Source organism: Nostocoides sp. F2B08 (assembly GCF_009184895.1).
In the GTDB taxonomy this organism is placed as follows: Bacteria; Actinomycetota; Actinomycetes; order Actinomycetales; family Dermatophilaceae; genus F2B08.
In genome coordinates, this window is sequence record NZ_WESE01000001.1 from 587,458 (window position 1) to 604,898 (window position 17,441).

The 17,441-nt window shown below is 70.4% G+C and carries 15 protein-coding genes and 1 pseudogene; 1 reads left to right on the plus strand and 15 read right to left on the minus strand.

Annotated features, from left to right (window positions below; all coding sequences use genetic code 11):
* The 12 genes and pseudogenes from nuoK to GA707_RS02750 all read right to left on the minus strand — a co-directional run bounded on the left by nuoK (position 1) and on the right by GA707_RS02750 (position 12,459).
* The gene (nuoK, locus tag GA707_RS02695) at positions 1 to 300 is read right to left on the minus strand and encodes an NADH-quinone oxidoreductase subunit NuoK (protein ID WP_152176840.1); all 300 of its coding nucleotides are present in this window, start codon (positions 298 to 300) and stop codon (positions 1 to 3) included.
* Positions 297 to 1,082: an NADH-quinone oxidoreductase subunit J gene (locus GA707_RS02700; protein WP_226963482.1), complete on the minus strand. Its 786-nt coding sequence runs from the start codon at positions 1,080 to 1,082 to the stop codon at positions 297 to 299. Before GA707_RS02700 ends, nuoK begins: the two co-directional genes overlap by 4 nt.
* Positions 1,079 to 1,783 carry an NADH-quinone oxidoreductase subunit NuoI gene (gene nuoI, locus GA707_RS02705; RefSeq protein ID WP_152176841.1) on the minus strand — a complete coding sequence of 235 codons (705 nt, stop codon included), beginning with the start codon at positions 1,781 to 1,783 and terminating at the stop codon, positions 1,079 to 1,081. The genes GA707_RS02700 and nuoI overlap by 4 nt, the downstream gene beginning before the upstream one ends.
* 3 nt (positions 1,784 to 1,786) lie before the next feature.
* Positions 1,787 to 3,214, minus strand: a complete 1,428-nt coding sequence (gene nuoH / locus GA707_RS02710; protein ID WP_152176842.1) for an NADH-quinone oxidoreductase subunit NuoH — start codon at positions 3,212 to 3,214, stop codon at positions 1,787 to 1,789.
* Positions 3,211 to 5,691, minus strand: coding sequence for an NADH-quinone oxidoreductase subunit G (locus GA707_RS02715; protein ID WP_152176843.1), 2,481 nt, complete (start codon positions 5,689 to 5,691; stop codon positions 3,211 to 3,213). Before GA707_RS02715 ends, nuoH begins: the two co-directional genes overlap by 4 nt.
* Positions 5,688 to 7,028: an NADH-quinone oxidoreductase subunit NuoF gene (gene nuoF / locus GA707_RS02720; protein ID WP_152176844.1), complete on the minus strand. Its 1,341-nt coding sequence runs from the start codon at positions 7,026 to 7,028 to the stop codon at positions 5,688 to 5,690. The genes GA707_RS02715 and nuoF overlap by 4 nt, the downstream gene beginning before the upstream one ends.
* 260 nt (positions 7,029 to 7,288) lie before the next feature.
* Positions 7,289 to 8,131 (minus strand): annotated as a pseudogene (gene nuoE, locus GA707_RS02725) (NADH-quinone oxidoreductase subunit NuoE); the annotation flags it as partial.
* A gap of 103 nt (positions 8,132 to 8,234) precedes the next feature.
* Entirely contained in the window at positions 8,235 to 9,653 is a 1,419-nt protein-coding gene (locus GA707_RS02730; protein WP_152176846.1) for an NADH-quinone oxidoreductase subunit D, read from the minus strand.
* The gene (locus GA707_RS02735; protein WP_152176847.1) at positions 9,653 to 10,396 is read right to left on the minus strand and encodes an NADH-quinone oxidoreductase subunit C; all 744 of its coding nucleotides are present in this window, start codon (positions 10,394 to 10,396) and stop codon (positions 9,653 to 9,655) included. Before GA707_RS02735 ends, GA707_RS02730 begins: the two co-directional genes overlap by 1 nt.
* Entirely contained in the window at positions 10,393 to 11,019 is a 627-nt protein-coding gene (locus GA707_RS02740) for an NADH-quinone oxidoreductase subunit B family protein (protein WP_152176848.1), read from the minus strand. Before GA707_RS02740 ends, GA707_RS02735 begins: the two co-directional genes overlap by 4 nt.
* Positions 11,020 to 11,134: 115 nt before the next feature.
* Complete coding sequence (locus GA707_RS02745) at positions 11,135 to 11,500, minus strand: NADH-quinone oxidoreductase subunit A (RefSeq protein ID WP_152176849.1); 366 nt, start codon at positions 11,498 to 11,500, stop codon at positions 11,135 to 11,137.
* Positions 11,501 to 11,721: 221 nt separating this feature from the next.
* Positions 11,722 to 12,459: a demethylmenaquinone methyltransferase gene (locus GA707_RS02750; protein WP_152176850.1), complete on the minus strand. Its 738-nt coding sequence runs from the start codon at positions 12,457 to 12,459 to the stop codon at positions 11,722 to 11,724.
* Between the two features lie 85 nt (positions 12,460 to 12,544).
* Between GA707_RS02750 and GA707_RS02755 the strand changes: the two genes are divergently transcribed.
* Positions 12,545 to 13,861, plus strand: a complete 1,317-nt coding sequence (locus tag GA707_RS02755) for an isochorismate synthase MenF (protein ID WP_152176851.1) — start codon at positions 12,545 to 12,547, stop codon at positions 13,859 to 13,861.
* Positions 13,862 to 13,924: 63 nt separating this feature from the next.
* Here the strand turns inward: GA707_RS02755 and menD are convergent, their stop codons facing one another.
* Genes menD through GA707_RS02770 form a run of 3 tightly spaced genes read right to left on the minus strand, consistent with a single transcriptional unit; the run spans position 13,925 to position 17,349 of the window.
* Complete coding sequence (gene menD / locus GA707_RS02760; protein WP_152176852.1) at positions 13,925 to 15,763, minus strand: 2-succinyl-5-enolpyruvyl-6-hydroxy-3-cyclohexene-1-carboxylic-acid synthase; 1,839 nt, start codon at positions 15,761 to 15,763, stop codon at positions 13,925 to 13,927.
* 12 nt (positions 15,764 to 15,775) lie between these two features.
* Positions 15,776 to 17,023, minus strand: a complete 1,248-nt coding sequence (locus GA707_RS02765) for a hypothetical protein (RefSeq protein WP_152176853.1) — start codon at positions 17,021 to 17,023, stop codon at positions 15,776 to 15,778.
* Complete coding sequence (locus GA707_RS02770; RefSeq protein WP_152176854.1) at positions 17,020 to 17,349, minus strand: hypothetical protein; 330 nt, start codon at positions 17,347 to 17,349, stop codon at positions 17,020 to 17,022. The genes GA707_RS02765 and GA707_RS02770 overlap by 4 nt, the downstream gene beginning before the upstream one ends.
* Positions 17,350 to 17,441: the final 92 nt, after the last annotated feature.

The window sequence follows — 17,441 nt, forward strand, 5'->3', positions numbered from 1 at the left end:
TCAGGCCTTGAGCAGGTTGGCGTTGTCGATGGAGGCCGAGCGACGCGAACGGAAGATCGCCATAATGATCGCCAGACCCACGACCACCTCGGCGGACGCGACGACCATGACGAAGAGCGCGATCACCTGTCCGTCGAGCTGACCGTGCATCCTCGCGAAGGTGATGAAGGCGAGGTTCGCGGCGTTGAGCATGAGCTCGACTCCCATGAACACGATGATCGCGTTGCGGCGGAGCAACACGACCGCGCCGCCGATGGAGAACAGGATCGCCGACAGGTAGATGTAGTTGACCAGGCTCATCGCTCACTCCCCTCCTCGATCTCGCGCTCGATCTCGTCCTGCGCGTCGGCGAACCGCTCGGGTGAGGCTACCTGGGACCGGGCCGCGAGGACACGCGACACGGACAGCTCGGAGATGCTGCCGTCCGGGAGCAACGCCGGGGTGTCGACGGCGTTGTGGCGGGCGTACACGCCGGGGGCCGGCAGGCCGGCAAGGTGCTTGCCCTCGCGGAACCGGCGCGCGGCCCAGGCCCGCTGGTTCGGAGGTGGTGCCAGCCGGGTGCGGTGGGCGAGCACCATGGAGGCGACCGCCGCCGTGATGAGCAGCAACGCGCTGACCTCGAAGATCCACACGTAGCGCCCGAAGATCAGGTATGCCAGGCCGGTCACGTTGCCGGTCTCGGTGTTCGTGGCGGCCAGGCCGACCGCACCACCCCACGTCACCTGCCCGACGACCACCGTCAGGAGGGCGACCAGCCCGAGGGTCACGAGAACCGTGGCCAGACGCTGGCCGCGGATGGTCTCGATCAGGCTGTCCGAGGCGTCGCGTCCGACGAGCATGACCACGAACAGGAAGAGCATCATGACGGCGCCGGAGTACACGACGATCTGGATGATCCCGACGAAGGGCGCCTCGTTGGCGATGTAGAAGACGCCCGCGATGAGCATCACGACGATCATGCTCAGGGCCGCGTGGACCGACTTGCGGGCGAAGAGCAGGCCGAGCGCGGCGATCACGCTGATCGGCGCGAGGATCCAGAAGAGGGCCGTCTCTCCGGCACCGATCTCCAGTGGCGTGGTCACCGGGCGACCTCCTCGTCCACCGTCGACTGCGCCGAAGCCGACGCATCCGAACCCGACGTGTCCGAGGACTCGGCGCGGGCCGCATAGTCCTCGACGTAGGCCCGCTGCTCGTCCGTCGCGCTGGACACCTTGCCCTGGTAGTAGTCGCGCTCCTCCAAGCCGTCCACCATCGGGAACGGCGGCGGCAGCATGCCCTCCTGCAGCGGGGCGAGCAGCTGGTCCTTGGTGTAGATCAGGTCCGTACGGTTGTCGTCGACGAGCTCGTAGAAGTTCGTCATGGTCAGCGCCCGGGTCGGGCAGGCCTCGATGCACAATCCGCAGAAGATGCAGCGCAGGTAGTTGATCTGGTACACGCGGCCGTAGCGCTCGCCGGGCGAGAACCGTCCCGTGCCGCCCAGCTCGATCGGGGTGTCGTCGTTGTCCGCGCCCTGGACGAAGATCGCGTCCGCCGGGCAGGCCCAGGCGCACAGCTCACACCCGACGCACTTCTCGAGGCCGTCCGGATGACGGTTGAGCTGGTGCCGGCCGTGGAACCGCGGCTGGGTGGGTCGCTTCTCCTCGGGGTACTCCTCGGTGTAGACCTTCTTGAACATCGTCGAGAAGGTCACGCCGAAGCCGGCCACCGAGGCGAGCAGCCCGGGCTCACTCTCCCTCTCGCCGGAGTGGCCGCCCTGCGGCTCGAGCTCCCTGCTGTCGGACATGGCTCAGTCCTCCTTGTCCGAGACGACGACCGCCGTGGCGGCGCCGGATCCGGACGCGTCGGTGTGGATGTCGGTCTGGGTTCGGCCGACCCGGGCCGAACCCGGCTCGACGAGACGCTGCCCCGGCAACGGTGGGACGGGATAGCCGCCCGCGAAGGGATCGACGTCGATCACGGACTCCTCGCGCCGCTCGGCCCGGCGGCGCTCGGCGGCCCGGTCCCACAGCGTGAAGCCGATGATCATGAGCAGTAGGGCCGCCCCGAGGATGAAGAGAACGGGGACGGGGAAGTCCCGGCCGAGGATCCCGAAGGTGCTGTCCCCGAAGAAGCCGGCGTCGGCGCCGCGGACGAGCGCGACGAGCACGATCCAGACCAGCGAGGCCGGGATGAGGAACTTCCAGCCGAACTTCATGAACTGGTCGTACCGGGTTCGCGGCAGGGTGCCGCGCAGCCAGACGAACAGGAACATGAACAGCCACATCTTCAGCGTGAACCAGAGCAGACCCCACCAGCCCTCGTTGAACATCCCGTCGTTGATCGCCGCGATGCCGGGAGGTGCCTGCCATCCGCCGAGGAAGAGCGTCGTCGCGATGGCGGAGACCGTGAACATGTTGATGTACTCGGCGAGGAAGAACATCGCGAAACGCATTCCGGAGTACTCCGTGAAGTACCCGCCGACGATCTCGCCCTCACCCTCGGCGAGGTCGAACGGCAGCCGGTTGGTCTCGCCGACCATGGTGATGACGTAGACGACGAACGAGAAGGCCGCGGCGATGATGAACCATCCCTGCTCGGCCTGGGCGGCCACGATCTGGGAGGTCGACATCGAGCCGGCGTACAGGAAGACCGCGACGAGAGAGAGACCCATCGCGATCTCATAGGAGATGATCTGGGCGCTGCTCCGCAGCCCACCGAGCATCGGGTAGGTCGACCCGGAGGCCCACCCCGCCATGATGACCCCGTAGGCGGCGACACCGGCCGCCGCGAGGACGAGCAGGACGGCCACCGGTAGGTCGGTCAGCTGGAGCGGCGTCCGGTAGCCGAACATCGACACGTCGGGTCCCAGCGGGATGATCGAGAACGCCACGAAGGCCATCGACGCGAAGAGGATCGGCGCCACCGTGAACACGATCGCGTCGGATGCCTTGGGGCGGACGTCCTCCTTGAGCATGGACTTCACGCCGTCCGCAAGCGACTGGAGCAGCCCGAAGGGACCGTTGCGGTTGGGGCCGGGCCGCTGCTGCATCCGGCCGATCACGCGACGCTCGAACCAGATGACCAACAGCACCTGGATGAGCAGGTAGGCGAAGATCCCCACCGCCTTGATCGCCGTCAACCACAGCGGAGTGTCGCTGAAGTCGGCGAGCGGGTTCTCTCTGGCCCCGTCCAGGGCCAGCGAGGTCACTCCCGAAGAGACGACCTGCGCGATCATGCGACACCATCCTCCGTGGTCAGGACCGTTGCGACGAGATCGGCCTTGCGCAGGCCGACGACAGCACCCGAGTCGACGCCGAGCGCCGAGCGCACAGGTGCCCCGGCCGAGTTGGTGGGCATCCACACGACGTGGTCGACCATGCCCTCGGTCACCACCACCGGCAGCACGATGCTCCCGGAGTCGGTGCTGACCTCGACGGCGTCCCCGTCGACGAGTCCGAACGTCTCGGCCGTGCCGGGCGAGACCTTCGCGACCGTCGCAGGGGCGGTGCCGGCGAGGAACGGCTCCCCGTCCTGCATCCGGCCCATGTCCAGCAGGTGGTGCCACGTCGCGAGGAGCACGTGTCCGGCGCCCGGCTCTGCGGGCTCACCGGCCTCGACGGTCGGGGCGGTCGGGCGTGTCGGCTCCGGCTCCGCGACGAGGCGGTCGCGGGTGCCGCTGAGCGTGCGCGTGCCGATCGGCGTGCCCAGCTCGGTGGCGAGCATGTCGAGGACCCGATAGTCACTCATGGCCCCGCTGTCGAGGGCCGCCTCGAAAGGCCGGGCGCGCCCCTCCCAGTCGAGGAAGGTGCCGGCCTTCTCGGCGTGCGGGGCCACGGGAAGCACGACATCGGCGAGCTCGGTCACAGCGGACTCGCGGACCTCCAGACTGACGACGAAGGCCCGTCGCATCGCCTCGAGCACGTCCTCGGTGTCGATGGTCACGCCGTCCGCATGACCCGCGCCCGCCGACACGATGTCGTAGGGGTCGACGCCCCCGACGACGAGTGCCCCCAGTCGCCCCACGGCGGCGTCGCGGACCATCTCGGCCGTGCTCCTGCCGGCGATCGCGCCGGCCTCGAGGGCACCCCGCTCGCCGGCGCGACGCGGGACCCAGGCCAGCCTCGCCCCGGTGGCCTCGGCCAGCCGAACGGCGGCCGACAGGGCGCCGGGCACCGATGCGAGTCGCTCACCGACGAGAATCACGGCACCGCCCTCGCGGAGTGCCTCCCCCGCGCGGGTCATCGACTCGGTCGCCCGCGAGGAGCCGCGGGCGATCCCGTCCAGCACCTGGGCCTCGGTGCCCGGAGCCGACGCGAGAAGCGTGCCCCCCACCTTGGCGAGGCCGCGGCTCGGCAACGGTGCCACCGCATACACACCGGTCTTGTTCTTGCGGAACGCCTTGCGCAGGCGGAGGAAGACGATGGGTGACTCGTCCTCGGGCTCGAGTCCCACGAGAAGCACGCTGCTCGCGCTCTCGAGGTCGGCATAGGTGACTCCCCCGGTCTCGGGGGTGACACCGCGCACCGCGTGCGCGAGGAAGGCGGCCTCCTCGGCCGAGTGGGGACGGGCGCGGAAGTCGATGTCGGCACCGCCGAGCGCACGGGACAGCGCGCTGTATGCGTAGGCGTCCTCCATGCTCACCCGTCCGCCGACGAGCACGCCGACCCCTGTGTCGTCGATGCCGGCGGCCGTGGCCGCCGCAAGGCCGTCGGCCGCGGCGGCGAGTGCCTCGGGCCACGAGGCGACCCGCAGAACGCCGTTCTCCCGGACCATCGGGAACTGGAGGCGGTCACCGACGAGCGGGTAGGTGAACGCCCACCGACCCTTGTCGCAGTTCCACTCCTCGTTGACCGCCGGATCGTAGTGCGCCAGCCGGCGCATGACCTGGCCGCGCCGGTGGTCGGTCCGCTGGGCACACCCGCTCGCACAGTGCTCGCAGACGCTGGAGGTGGAGACGAGGTCGAACGGGCGGGCCCGGAAGCGGTAGGCAGCGCCGGTGAGCGCGCCGACAGGACAGATCTGGACGGTGTTGCCGGAGAAGTAGGACTCGAAGGGCTTCTCCTCGTAGATGCCGACCTGCTGCAGGGCACCGCGCTCGACCAGCGCGATGAAGGGGTCACCGGCCACCTGCTCCGAGAAACGGGTGCACCGGGCGCAGAGTACGCAGCGCTCACGGTCCAGAAGGACCTGGCTGCTGATGTTGATCGGCTTGGGGTAGGTCCGCTTGACGTCCTCGAAGCGGGAGGTGGCCCGACCGTGGCTCATCGCCTGGTTCTGCAGAGGGCACTCGCCGCCCTTGTCGCACACCGGGCAGTCCAGCGGATGGTTGACCAGGAGCATCTCCATGACGCCCTGCTGGGCCTTGTCGATGGCCTCGGAGGTCAGCTGGGTCTTGACGATCATGCCGGGCGCCACGGTCATCGTGCAGGACGCCTGAGGCTTCATCCGCCCCGGAGGACCCTGCATCTGCCGCGCCTCGCCAGGAGTGCCGTCGGGTCCGGGGGGTCCCGGCATCCACACCTCGACGAGGCACTGCCGGCACGCGCCGACGGGGTCCAGACCCGGGTGGTCGCAGAAGCGGGGGATCTCGATCCCGATCTCCTCCGCGGCACGGATGATGAGCGTGCCCTTGGGGACACTCACCTCGACCCCGTCGATCGTCAGGGTGACGAGGTCGGTCTGCGCCGGGGACCTCTCAGGAGCCGTGGTCACAGGGAGGCACCTTCCTGGGCGGGTGTGCGGGACGACGAACCGTTCGACGAGGCGAAGAGCGTGGCGTCCGTGGGGTCGAACGGGCAGTGCCCGAGCTCGAGGTGTCTGAGGTACTCGTCGCGGAAGTACTGGATGCTGCTCGTGATCGGCGACGTGGCGCCGTCACCGAGGGCGCAGAACGAGCGACCGAGGATGTTGTCGCAGATGTCGAGGAGCTTCTCGAGGTCCTCCTCGTCGCCCTGTCCGTGCTCGAGCCGGCCGAGGATCTGCTTCAGCCACCACGTCCCCTCGCGACACGGAGTGCATTTGCCGCACGACTCGTGCTTGTAGAAGTCGGTCCAGCGGTCCACTGCACGGACGACGCACACGGTCTCGTCGAAGACCTGCAGCGCACGGGTGCCGAGCATCGAGCCCGCCTTGGCGACGGCGTCGAAGTCGAGGGGGATGTCGAGGTGCTCATCGGTGAAGAGCGGGGTCGAGGAGCCGCCCGGGGTCCAGAACTTGATCCGCTTGCCCCCGCGCATGCCGCCCGCCATCTCCAGCAGCTCGCGCATCGTGATCCCGAGCGGGGCTTCGTACTGGCCGGGCTTCTCGACGTGGCCGGACAGGCTGAAGATGCCGAAGCCCTTGCTGCTCTCCGTTCCCATGTCGGCGAACCACTCGTCTCCGTGCAGGACGATCGGCGGGATGGAGGCGATCGACTCGACGTTGTTGACGACGGTGGGGCGGGCGTACAGACCGGCGACCGCCGGGAACGGCGGCTTGCTCCGCGGCTGTCCGCGACGGCCCTCGAGACTGTCGAGCAGCGCCGTCTCCTCGCCGCAGATGTAGGCGCCGGCTCCGGCGTGCACGGTCACGTCCAGGTCGAAGCCGGAGCCGTGGATGTCCTTGCCGAGATGACCGGCGGCATAGGCCTCTTCGACCGCACGGAGCAGGCGTCGGTAGACGTGAACGATCTCACCCCGGATGTAGATGAAGGCGTGGTTGCACCCGATCGCGTAGGACGTGATGGCGATACCCTCGATGAGGATGTGCGGTGCCGCCATCATGAGCGGAGTGTCCTTGCAGGTGCCCGGCTCGGACTCGTCGGCGTTCACGACGAGGTAGCGAGGGCCGCCGTCCGGGGGTGGCAGGAAGCCCCACTTCATCCCCGTCGGGAAGCCGGCGCCGCCGCGACCGCGCAGGCCGGAGTCCTTGGCCATCTGGACGAGCTCGGCGGGGTCGAGTGAGAGGGCGCGGTCCAGCGCCTGGTAGCCCTCGTTGTCCTCGTAGGTGTCCAGGGTCCAGGACTGCGGGTGGTCCCAGAACTTCGTGAGGATGGGAGTGAGGGTGGTCATGTCTCGTCCTCGGTGTCGGTGGCTCGGTTGTCGGACGCTCTGTTGTCGGACGCTCTGTTGCCGGACTCGGTGAGGCCGACGTCGTAGACCTCGTCGCGCGACCGGTTGGCCTCCGAATCGGGTGCGGTCACCTCGTCCTCGTCCTTGGCGGCGGGCCCGCTCACCTCGTCGCTCGGATCGGTGGCCTCGGGTGCCGCCTGGGTTCCGGCGGCGGCCTCGGGGCTCTCGGGCGTGATCTCGGTGCGCCCCGGGGCGTCGCCGTCGCTCGATGTGTCGGCGTCGGGCGTCACCGTGGCCTTCACCTGCTCGCTGGTCCCGTCGGAGCGGGCCGCATCGGCGGCGGCGGGGGTATCGGCCTCCCGGGACGATGTCGGCGGGAGGGCTTCGGCGCGCGGAGCCTCCCAGCCGTTCTCCTTCGCCAGAGACAGTCCCACCAGCGAGGGCGGACCTGCCCCGACACCCTCGTCGGCGAGGCCGTCGGAGAAGCCGGCGAGCACCCGCGAGACCTCCTTGAAGGTCCGGACCTGGCTCGGGCCCCGCGTCGGCCGGACCGGGTTGCCCGCCCGCAGCTCGTCGACGAGGGCGATCGTCGACTCCGGGGTCTGGTTGTCGAAGAACTCCCAGTTGGTCATCACGACCGGCGCATAGTCGCAGGCGGCGTTGCACTCGACCCGCTCGAGGGTGATCCGGCCGTCCTCGGTCGTCTCGTCATGTCCGATGCCGAGGTGCTCGGAGACCGCCTCCCAGATCTCGTCGCCGCCCATGATGGCGCACAACGTGTTCGTGCAGACGCCCACGGTGTACTCGCCGTTGGGGTGCCGCTTGTACTGCGTGTAGAACGTCGCCACCCCGGACACCTCGGCAGCGCTCAGCTCGAGCAGCTCGGCGCACAGGTCGATCCCGCGGCCGGTGATGTACCCGTCGATCGACTGGACGAGGTGGAGCATCGGGAGGAGCGCCGAGCGCTTCTGCGGGTAGCGCGCGATGATCTCCGCCGCGTCGGCACGGAACGTGGCCTCGACCTCCGGCGCATACGGTTCCTTGGACTCGGCCGGCACCTCCAGGTGCCCGGATGCGGTCTGCAGTCCGAAGTCGCCGGCCATCAGTGGTCGTCCTTTCGCGCAACGACGGTCGCTCCGCGCCTCGGGACCACGCAGAGCATGGGATCCGCCCAGGGCTCGCTCGGGTGCTCACTCCCTGCTGCACTCATCGGTCCACCCCTCCCATCACGGGGTCGATCGAGGCGACCGCGACGATGACGTCGGCGAGCATGCCGCCCTCGCACATCGCCGCCGTGGCCTGGAGGTTGTTGAAGCTCGGGTCCCGGAAGTGGGCGCGGTACGGGCGGGTGCCCCCGTCCGAGACCACGTGGCAGCCGAGTTCGCCCTTGGGCGACTCGATGGCCACATAGGCCTGCCCCGGCGGAACCCGGAACCCTTCGGTGACGAGCTTGAAGTGGTGGATGAGCGCCTCCATGGAGGTGCCCATGATCTCGCGGATGTGGTCGAGGCTGTTGCCCATACCGTCGCCTCCGACGGAGAGCTGGGCCGGCCAGGCGATCTTCTTGTCGGTGACCATCACCGGGTCGCCGACACTGTCCTGGAGCCGCGCGATGGCCTGCTCCACGATCCGCAGCGACTGGTACATCTCGTCGATGCGGTTGCGGAGCCGGTCGTAGGCGTCGCAGCCGGTGCGGGTGATGACGTCGAAGTCGTAGGTCTCGTAGCCGCAGTACGGATCGCTCTTGCGCAGGTCGTGCGGAAGGCCGGCGGATCGCAGGATCGGGCCGGTGAGTCCGAGCGCGATGCATCCCGTCAGGTCGAGGTATCCGATGCCCTTCGTCCGTCCCTTGAGGATCGGGTTCTCGTTGAGAAGCTTCTCCAGCTCGCCGAGACCGGTGCGCAGCTGCGGGATGATCTCCTTGACCTTGTCGATCGCACCTGCGGGCAGGTCCTGGGCGACCCCGCCGGGGCGCACGTACGCGTTGTTCATGCGCAGCCCGGTGATCATCTCGAAGACCGCGAGGATGCGCTCACGTTCGCGGAACCCGGTCGTCATGATGGTCGTCGCGCCCATCTCCATGCCGCCGGTGGCGAGACAGACGAGATGGCTGCCCATGCGGTTCAGTTCCATCATCATCACCCGGATGACGTTGGCCCGCTCGGGGATCTGGTCCTCGATCCCCAGGAGCCGTTCGACCGCCAGACAGTACGCCGTCTCGTTGAAGATCGGCATGAGGTAGTCCATCCGGGTGCAGAACGTCACGCCCTGGGTCCAGGTGCGGAACTCCATGTTCTTCTCGATACCGGTATGGAGGTAGCCGATCCCCGCCCGGGCCTCGGTGACCGTCTCGCCGTCGAGCTCGAGGATGAGCCGGAGCACACCGTGTGTCGACGGGTGCTGCGGACCCATGTTCACGACGATGCGCTCCTCGTTCAATGAGGTCGCCTCGTCGACGAGGTCGTCCCAGTCGCCGCCGCCGGCCTGGAAGACCCGACCCTCGGTCTCGACATAACCCTCGTCGCCGTAGACGAAGCTGTCGCCGTCGCTGGAGTCGCCGCCGGCCGTCGTCGCGCTGTCGGACGCGGTGCTGGCGAAGGTGTCGTCGGTGTGTGGGGTGGTCATCAGCTGTACGTCCTCCGCTGGTCCGGCGGCGGGACGGTGCCGCCCTTGTACTCGACGGGGATGCCCCCGAGCGGGTAGTCCTTGCGCTGGGGGTGCCCGGGCCAGTCGTCCGGCATCAGGATGCGGGTCAGGGCGGGGTGGCCGTCGAAGATGACGCCGAACATGTCCCATGTCTCGCGTTCGTGCCAGTCCACGGCCGGGTACACGGACACCGCCGACGGGATGTAGGGGTCTGCGTCCGGACAGGTGACCTCGACCCGCAGCCGCCGGCCGTCGTGGGTGATGGAGAGCAGGTGGTAGACGGCGTGCAGCTCGGCGCCGGTGTCATCCGGGTAGTGCACACCCGAGACACCGAGACACATCTCGAAGCGCAGCGACGGCTCGTCACGCAGTGCCCGGAGCACGCGCAGGAGCTCCTCACGCCGGACGTGGAGCGTCAGCTCACCCCGGTCCACGACGACGCGATACACGGCCTCACCGAAGGCGTCGGCTCCGCCGAGCGCGGCCTCGAGCCCGTCGGCGACGTCGTCGTAGTATCCGCCGTAGGGCCGGACCGCCGCTCCGGGGAAGAGGATCGGCGCGACCAGACCGCCGTAGCCGGAGGTGTCCCCACCTCCCTGGGCGCCGAACATCCCGCGCCGCTCGCCGCGCTGCACCGGCTCTGGAGTCGCGCCCGGACCGGCAGGCAGGTTGTCGGCCTCGGGTGCACCGTCCGGGCCGGAGGCGTCCTGCTTCTCGGTCATGCGAGGAGGTTCCTTCCGACGAAGGACGGGTGGTCCGGACCCTGTCCCGAGGTCAGCTCGTGATGTCCGTGGACATGAGTCGCGGGCATGAGCGACGTCGGCGTGGCCTCGAGAGCCGCCGCCTCGGCCGCCGCGACGGCCTTCGCCCGGTTGACGCCCAGGGGTGCGTGCCGCACCTGCTGGTGCAGGGTGATGATCGCGTTGAGCAGCATCTGGGGGCGGGGCGGACAGCCCGGTAGATAGATATCGACCGGGATGATGTGATCGACGCCCTGGACGATCGCGTAGTTGTTGAACATCCCGCCGGAGCTCGCGCACACGCCCATGGAGATGACCCACTTGGGCTCGGCCATCTGGTCGTACACCTGTCGGACGACCGGGGCCATCTTCTGGCTGACCCGCCCGGCGACGATCATCAGGTCGGCCTGGCGCGGGGTGGCGGCGAAGCGCTCCATTCCGAAGCGGGCGAGGTCGTAGTCCGGCGTTCCCACGGCCATCATCTCGATCGCGCAGCACGCGAGCCCGAAGGTGGCCGGCCACATCGAGGCCTTGCGGCCCAGGCCCGCGATCTGCTCGACCGTCGTGAGGAGCAGTCCGCTCGGGAGCTTGTCTTCGATACCCATGACGTGTCCTTTGTCCGTTCGGTTCGTCCGGCTCAGCGGGTTCCGGTCACCATGGCCGGCCGGTCAGTGCCTCTGTCGCACTCTCTCCAGTCAAGTTCACTGCGCGCCCCCGTCATCAGTCCCACTCGAAGCCGCCGCGCTTCCACACGTAGGCGTCGGCGATGAAGAACGCGTTGAGGAGGAACAGGAACATGGCCAGCAGAGTGAACAGGCCGAGCTGGTCGAAGGCCACCGCGTAGGGGTAGAGGAAGACGGCCTCGATGTCGAAGATGATGAACAGCATCGCCGTCAGGTAGTACTTGATCGGGAACCGACCACCCTCGGCAGCCTGCGGGCTCGGTTGGATGCCGCACTCGTAGGCCTCCGCCTTGGCGCGGTTGTATCGCTTCGGCCCCACGATCTGGGCCAGTCCGACCGAGAAGATCACGAACCCCGCGCCCAGAGCGACGAGGATCAGCATGGGGGTGTAGGGGTTCGTCATCGGCGCGGATGCCCCTTTCGAGTCGGACGGCTGTGCTGTCTGGCTGCGGACCCCCTGTGCGGGCCTGCTCCCGTTGTGCGGTGGGTCACATCGCTGGCGGTCTCATCCTAGAGGCGCACACCGAAGCGCGGCGCGTGGGACCCGCGGGCGTTGCTTGTGATCGCATTCACGAGCGGTGCGAGTCTATGAAGCGTTCTGAGCGCCAACCCACTTAGGGTCCCCTAACCCGGCTGACCGGCGGCTTCGTCCCCGCGGCCAGGGCTCGGCCCAGGTCTGGTCGCGCGGTGCAGAGCCACGATGCCGCCGCTCAGGTTGCGCCACTGGACGCCCTCCCAACCGGCGTCGCGGACCACCCGCGCCAGGCCCTCCTGGTCGGGCCAGGCCTGGATCGACTCGGCGAGGTAGACGTAGGACTCGGGGTTCGAGCTGACCCGTCGAGCGACGGCCGGAAGCGACCGCATGAGGTACTGCTGGTAGATCCTGCGGAAGGCGCCGTTCGTCGGCGCGCTGAACTCGCAGACGACGAGGCGACCACCGGGACGCGTGACGCGGAGGAACTCGGCCAGGGCCACCGCCGGCTCGGCCACGTTGCGCAGTCCGAAGCTCATCGTCACGGCGTCGAAGGACGCGTCGGCGAACGGCAGTCGCATCGCGTCGGCGGCGGTGAAGCCGAGATCGTCGCGCCGGTCGCGACCGACGTGGAGCATCCCGAGGGAGAAGTCGGCGGGCACCACGTCGACTCCGGCGTCGGCGAAGGGCTCGCTGGAGGTACCCGTGCCGGCCGCGATGTCGAGGACCGTCTCGCCAGGGCGTGCCGCGACCGCGCGGACCACGGCGCGCCGCCAGAGTCGGTCCTGGCCGAGCGACAGGACGTCGTTGGTCAGGTCGTACCGGCCGGCGACGTCGTCGAACATCGCCGCAACGTCGTGAGGGTCCTTCTCCAGGCTGGCGCGGGTCATGGTCCCATCATGTCCCACGCGCGAACCCCGGCTCGAGCCATACCGTGCCGGGAGACGACCTTGCGTGGTCGTATTCTTGGCGGCGATGACGCTCCTGCCAGCCTCCGGCCCCGCCGGCGCCCGCAGCGACCGGCCGGCCGGGACCGGGCCCCTGGTCGCGCGCACGGTACCCATTCCCCTGTCGCTGGCTCACGACCTGCTCGCCGTCATCCCCGCATTGCCTGCGGATCAGCTGTACTCGTGGGTGCGCCGCGGCGAGGGTTTCGTCGGGTGGGGCCGGGTGGCGTCCGTCGTCACCCGCGGGGCCGACCGCTTCACCGAGGCCGAGGCGTGGTGGCAGGCCCTCGTGCAGAGCGCCCAGGTGCATGACGAGGTGAAGGTCCCCGGCACCGGACCGATCGCCGTGGGCAGCTTCTCCTATGCTGCCGACTCCACCGCCGGTGCCACGCTCGCCGTCCCCCAGGTCGTCGTGGGACGGAGGGGCGAGCAGGCGTGGGTCACGACGATGGGGGTCGGCTCGGCACCCGAGGTCCCCCAGCTCGCCGCCAGCAGGCCGGAGCAGCCCATCGGCGTCCGGTTCGCGGACGGGGGGCTCTCCAGCCCGGAGTGGGCGACCGTGGTCCGCGAGGCGGTGGCACGGATCACGAGCAGTGTGCTCGACAAGGTCGTCCTCGCGCGCGACCTCGAGGTCGCGACGGACGCCCCGATCGACATCCGCTGGCTGCTCGCGCGACTCGCCGAACGGTATGAGAACACCTGGGTCTTCGCGACCGACGGACTGGTCGGCGCCACCCCCGAGCTGCTCGTACGACTGGACAAGGGTCTGGTGCACTCACGAGTGCTGGCAGGAACGATCCGGCGCACCGGTGACGACGAGCACGACCTCGCTCTGGCGGCCTCACTCGCCCGCTCGTCGAAGGACCTCGAGGAGCACGAGTACGCCGTCCGGTCCGTGGCCGACGCACTGCGCCCGCACTGCTTCTCCATGAACGTCCCGGAGTCTCCGTTCGTCCTGCACCTGACCAACGTCATGCACCTCGCGACCGACGTCGCGGGGGTGCTCGGTGACCGCACCACGTCGTTGACCCTCGCCGCCTCGCTCCATCCGTCCGCCGCCGTCTGTGGCACCCCCACGGTTCAGGCCGACGCCGTCATCACCGACATCGAGGGCATGGACCGCGGTCGCTACGCCGGCCCCGTCGGCTGGATGGATGCGGCCGGCGACGGCGAATGGGGGATCGCCCTGCGCTGCGGCGCACTGCTCCCCGACGACCGTCGGATGCGCATCTACGCCGGCTGCGGCATCGTCGCGGGATCCGACCCCGAGGCCGAGGTGGCCGAGTCGGACGCGAAGTTCATCCCGATGCGGGATGCACTGACTGCGCCACCCCTTCAGCGCTGACGGCTTCCGTCGGACGCGAAACCGGCGCCCCGACCCTCGGCCCGACGGGTCCCTCGCCCACGCTCAGATCCGCATGCCGCGCTCGGGGTAGTCACGGTCGGGGCGTCCCGGAGCCGGCGGTCCGCTTCCGGCGTCGGGACGCAGCGGCGCCGTCGCACGCTCGGCGGCCTCCCGCAGGGCGCGCCGCACCGGTCGATGGCTGCCCCGGCCGAGGATGGCTTCGATGATCCGGAGCCCCTCCGGCACCCTCTCGACCGCGGCGACGAGTTCCGCGGGCGAGGTGATCCGCGCATACCCGACCGAGTATGCGCGGGCCAGGTCCTCGATGCGGGCGCCGGTCGGCGTGCCGAAGACCCGTTCGAAGTCGGCGGCCCGCTCCGGTTCGCCGGGCTCGAGGGTGGCGAAGATGCCGCCGCCGTCATCGTTGACGACCACGACGGTGAGGTCGGGTCGACGCTCGAGTGGGCCGACGAGGAGGGCGCCGACGTCGTGCAGGAAGGTGAGGTCCCCCACGAGGGCGTAGGTCGCCCCTCCACCGGCGAGCGCGACGCCCGCGGCTGTCGACACGATCCCGTCGATGCCGGCCAGTCCGCGGTTGGCGACGACGCGAACCGCATCCGCGTGCCCCGGATCCGCGACCGGCGCGGCCTCGGCCGACCCGCGGGCGGCAGCCCAGTCGACCCCGAGGTCCAGGTCGCGGACCGCGTTCGAGGAGCCGACGACGAGGCGCGCCCCGCCGGGTAGGGCGCTCGCCAGAACGCGCGCCAGCGCGGGACCGCTCCCCCACGCACACTCGGCCGCCACTGCCCTCGAGACCGCCGCGGCGGCCTCGCGCCAGCCTCGCAGCCAGTCACGTCGACCGGAGCCGGCAGTCAGGGCTGGCGCCTCGAGCACGGCATCGAGGTCGAGGGTGCGGCCCGCGTCGAACGACGGCCCCAGCCAGCGCGGCCCGGCGCTCAGGTAGGTCACCCGCGCCGGGTCTGCCGTCAGGAGGCGACGCACGGGGCGGGACAGGGTGACACGACCGGCGACGACGACGTGCTCGGGTGGCTGGGCGGCGAACCACCCGGTGTCGAGCAGCAGCGGCCCGTGCGCCACCACCGTTGCTCCGAGCGGCTGCTCGCCGAACGGCTCGGCGACGACCGGCAGGCCCTGTTCCTCGGCCCACCGGGCCACTCTCCGCGCCTGGCCCGGCTCGGGCAGGTCACCGATGACGACGATGGTCCGGTCGGGGAGCCGCAGCTGCGGGCCGGTGATGGCCGCCCGGTCCGGCGCGGGCCGGTCCCGTGCCCACGTACTCCCTTCGGTCTCGGGCCACGTGCGCTCCTGCGACTCGGCGAGGTCGGGGACGAGCGGTTCCCGGAAGGTCAGGTCGAGGTGGACGGGCCCGGGCGGCGCCTCGACGGCTGCCGCGGTCGTCGCCGCGCCGACGGCCCTGGCCACGAGGTCCTGGACCGTCACGGTCCAGCACGCAGGGTCACCTTCGTCCGGGTCGAGCTCGACCTCGCCCCGGACGACGGAGCCGAACATGCCGGGTTGGACGGTGGTCTGGTTCGCCCCGATGCCACGCAGCTCGGGAGGCCGGTCGGCACTCAGGACGACGAGCGGCACGAGGCCGTGGTGGGCCTCGAGGACAGCCGGATGGAGGTTGGCGACGGCCGTGCCCGACGTCGTCACGACCGCAGCGGGAACCCGGGCCACCTTGGCCAGGCCGAGCGCGAGGAAGCCGGCCGCGCGCTCGTCCACGCGCACGTGCAGCTCCAGCCGCCCCGCGCGGTCCGCCTCCTGGAGCTCGTAGGCCAGCGGCGCCGAGCGAGAGCCGGGGGCCAGGACGGCGTGACGAACGCCGGCCCGCAGCAGCCCGTCGACGACGGCGCGGGCCAGGCTCGTGGACGGGAACACGTCGCGATTGTGTCATCCTGCCCCCTCGGGACGACGCCGCACCCGGTAGTCCCGGACGTGCTGCGGGCCGGGGCCGTCCCGAGGACGCGCGACCCCCGCCGGTCCCCCGGCCAGGAAGGGCGATGCACCAGCCATCCAGTCCACGAGCGACGGGTGGCCACCGTCCTCGGCGGCGCGGACCGCCAGCCGGGCCGTCTCGCGATAGGTGAGGGCCGAGTGCTCCCGCGGTCCGGGGCCCGGCATGATCATCGTCGCGTCGGGGACGTCGCGCCGCACCGTCGTCCAGTGGGGCAGGTCGGGGTTCGGCGTCAGGTCCGCGAGGGGCACGATGTCGCCCGTGTGCTCCAGAGCGAGCACCTGGACCCCGGGAGGCACCGGCATGTGACCCACCGGCGATCCCGCGGTGACGACGTGGGTGAGGTTGACCTCCTCGCGCAGTCTCGCGTCCGCCGCGATCGCTGTCGCGACGATGCCGCCGAGACTGTGACCGGTCAACATCACCGGCTCGCCCCTGGCGTCCGGGCGGCCGCTGCGGACCTGCGCGTCGAGCAGCGCGGCGAGCGCCGTCTCGGCCAGGACCGACGGCCGCAGGGACATCGCCCGGACGTCCGAGGTCAGGTCGTGGACGCGCGGGTCCGCTCGAGGGCTCCACTGCTGCGTCCCGGGGATCTGGACGATCCAGGCCCCGGAGCCGTCCGGCTGCGCGACCTCGATCACCCGCACGACCGGACGCCCGGAGATGAGCGACTGGGAGGTCAGCACGGATGCGAGGTCGTGGACGACCACTCTCGAGCCGGCGGCGACCGGCACCTGCTCCACGGTCTCGGGGCTGCCGTCGACCAGAAGACCGACCCGGGCACCGGCGAGCTGGGCACCGAGGGTCACGGCCACGGTGGCACTGCGCGCCAGGGCGATGAGCGCCGCCGACTCCTGCTCGGCGAGGCGGTAGCCGGTGATGACCCAGGTGGTCCGCCGGACCAGGGTGTCCAACTCGACCGCCAGGTCCCGCAGCGCGGTGACGGCGCCGACGCGGCACCACTCGACCCTGCTGAGGTGGATGGCGGTGTCCAGTCCGCTGAACCACGCGGCCCACGACGACAGCTCGAGCCGGTGGACGGTGAACGCGGCACCCGACACGGTCTCGGCACAGCGCGCCAGGGTCTGCACGACTCGCTCCAGGTCCTCCACCGCGACGACGAACCCGCCCCGTCCGCCGGTCACGACGAGATCCCCGTGGCCGGCGTGCCTGGACGCGGTCATGTAGCCGGTCCGGTCTCGAGCCGCTCGAGCAGGGCGCGTAGCTCGGTGAGGTCGCTCAGGCCCACGCCCGCTGAGCGACGGGCGGCGCCGACCCGAGCCCGCCACGCGCCGGCCGCGGGGCCGGACCACGGGATCGCGCTCGCTGCGACGAGGGCGGCGACGACCTCCTCGACATCCGCATGCACGCGGTCGATCCGGGCCCGCGCGGAGGCGAGCTCGTCCAGAGCGGCGTGCACGGCGGCCGTGTGCAGCGCTCCGCCGACGCTTCCGGGCCCTGGCCCTGACCCTGGCGTGGACACCGTCCGCTCGCCCTCCCGCGCATTCATCCCCCCATCCAGCCAGCCCCACCGCGATCCCGCCAGACCGTCACAACCGGGCTGGGGACGACACTCCCGGAATGAGGGACCGCATGGGACAA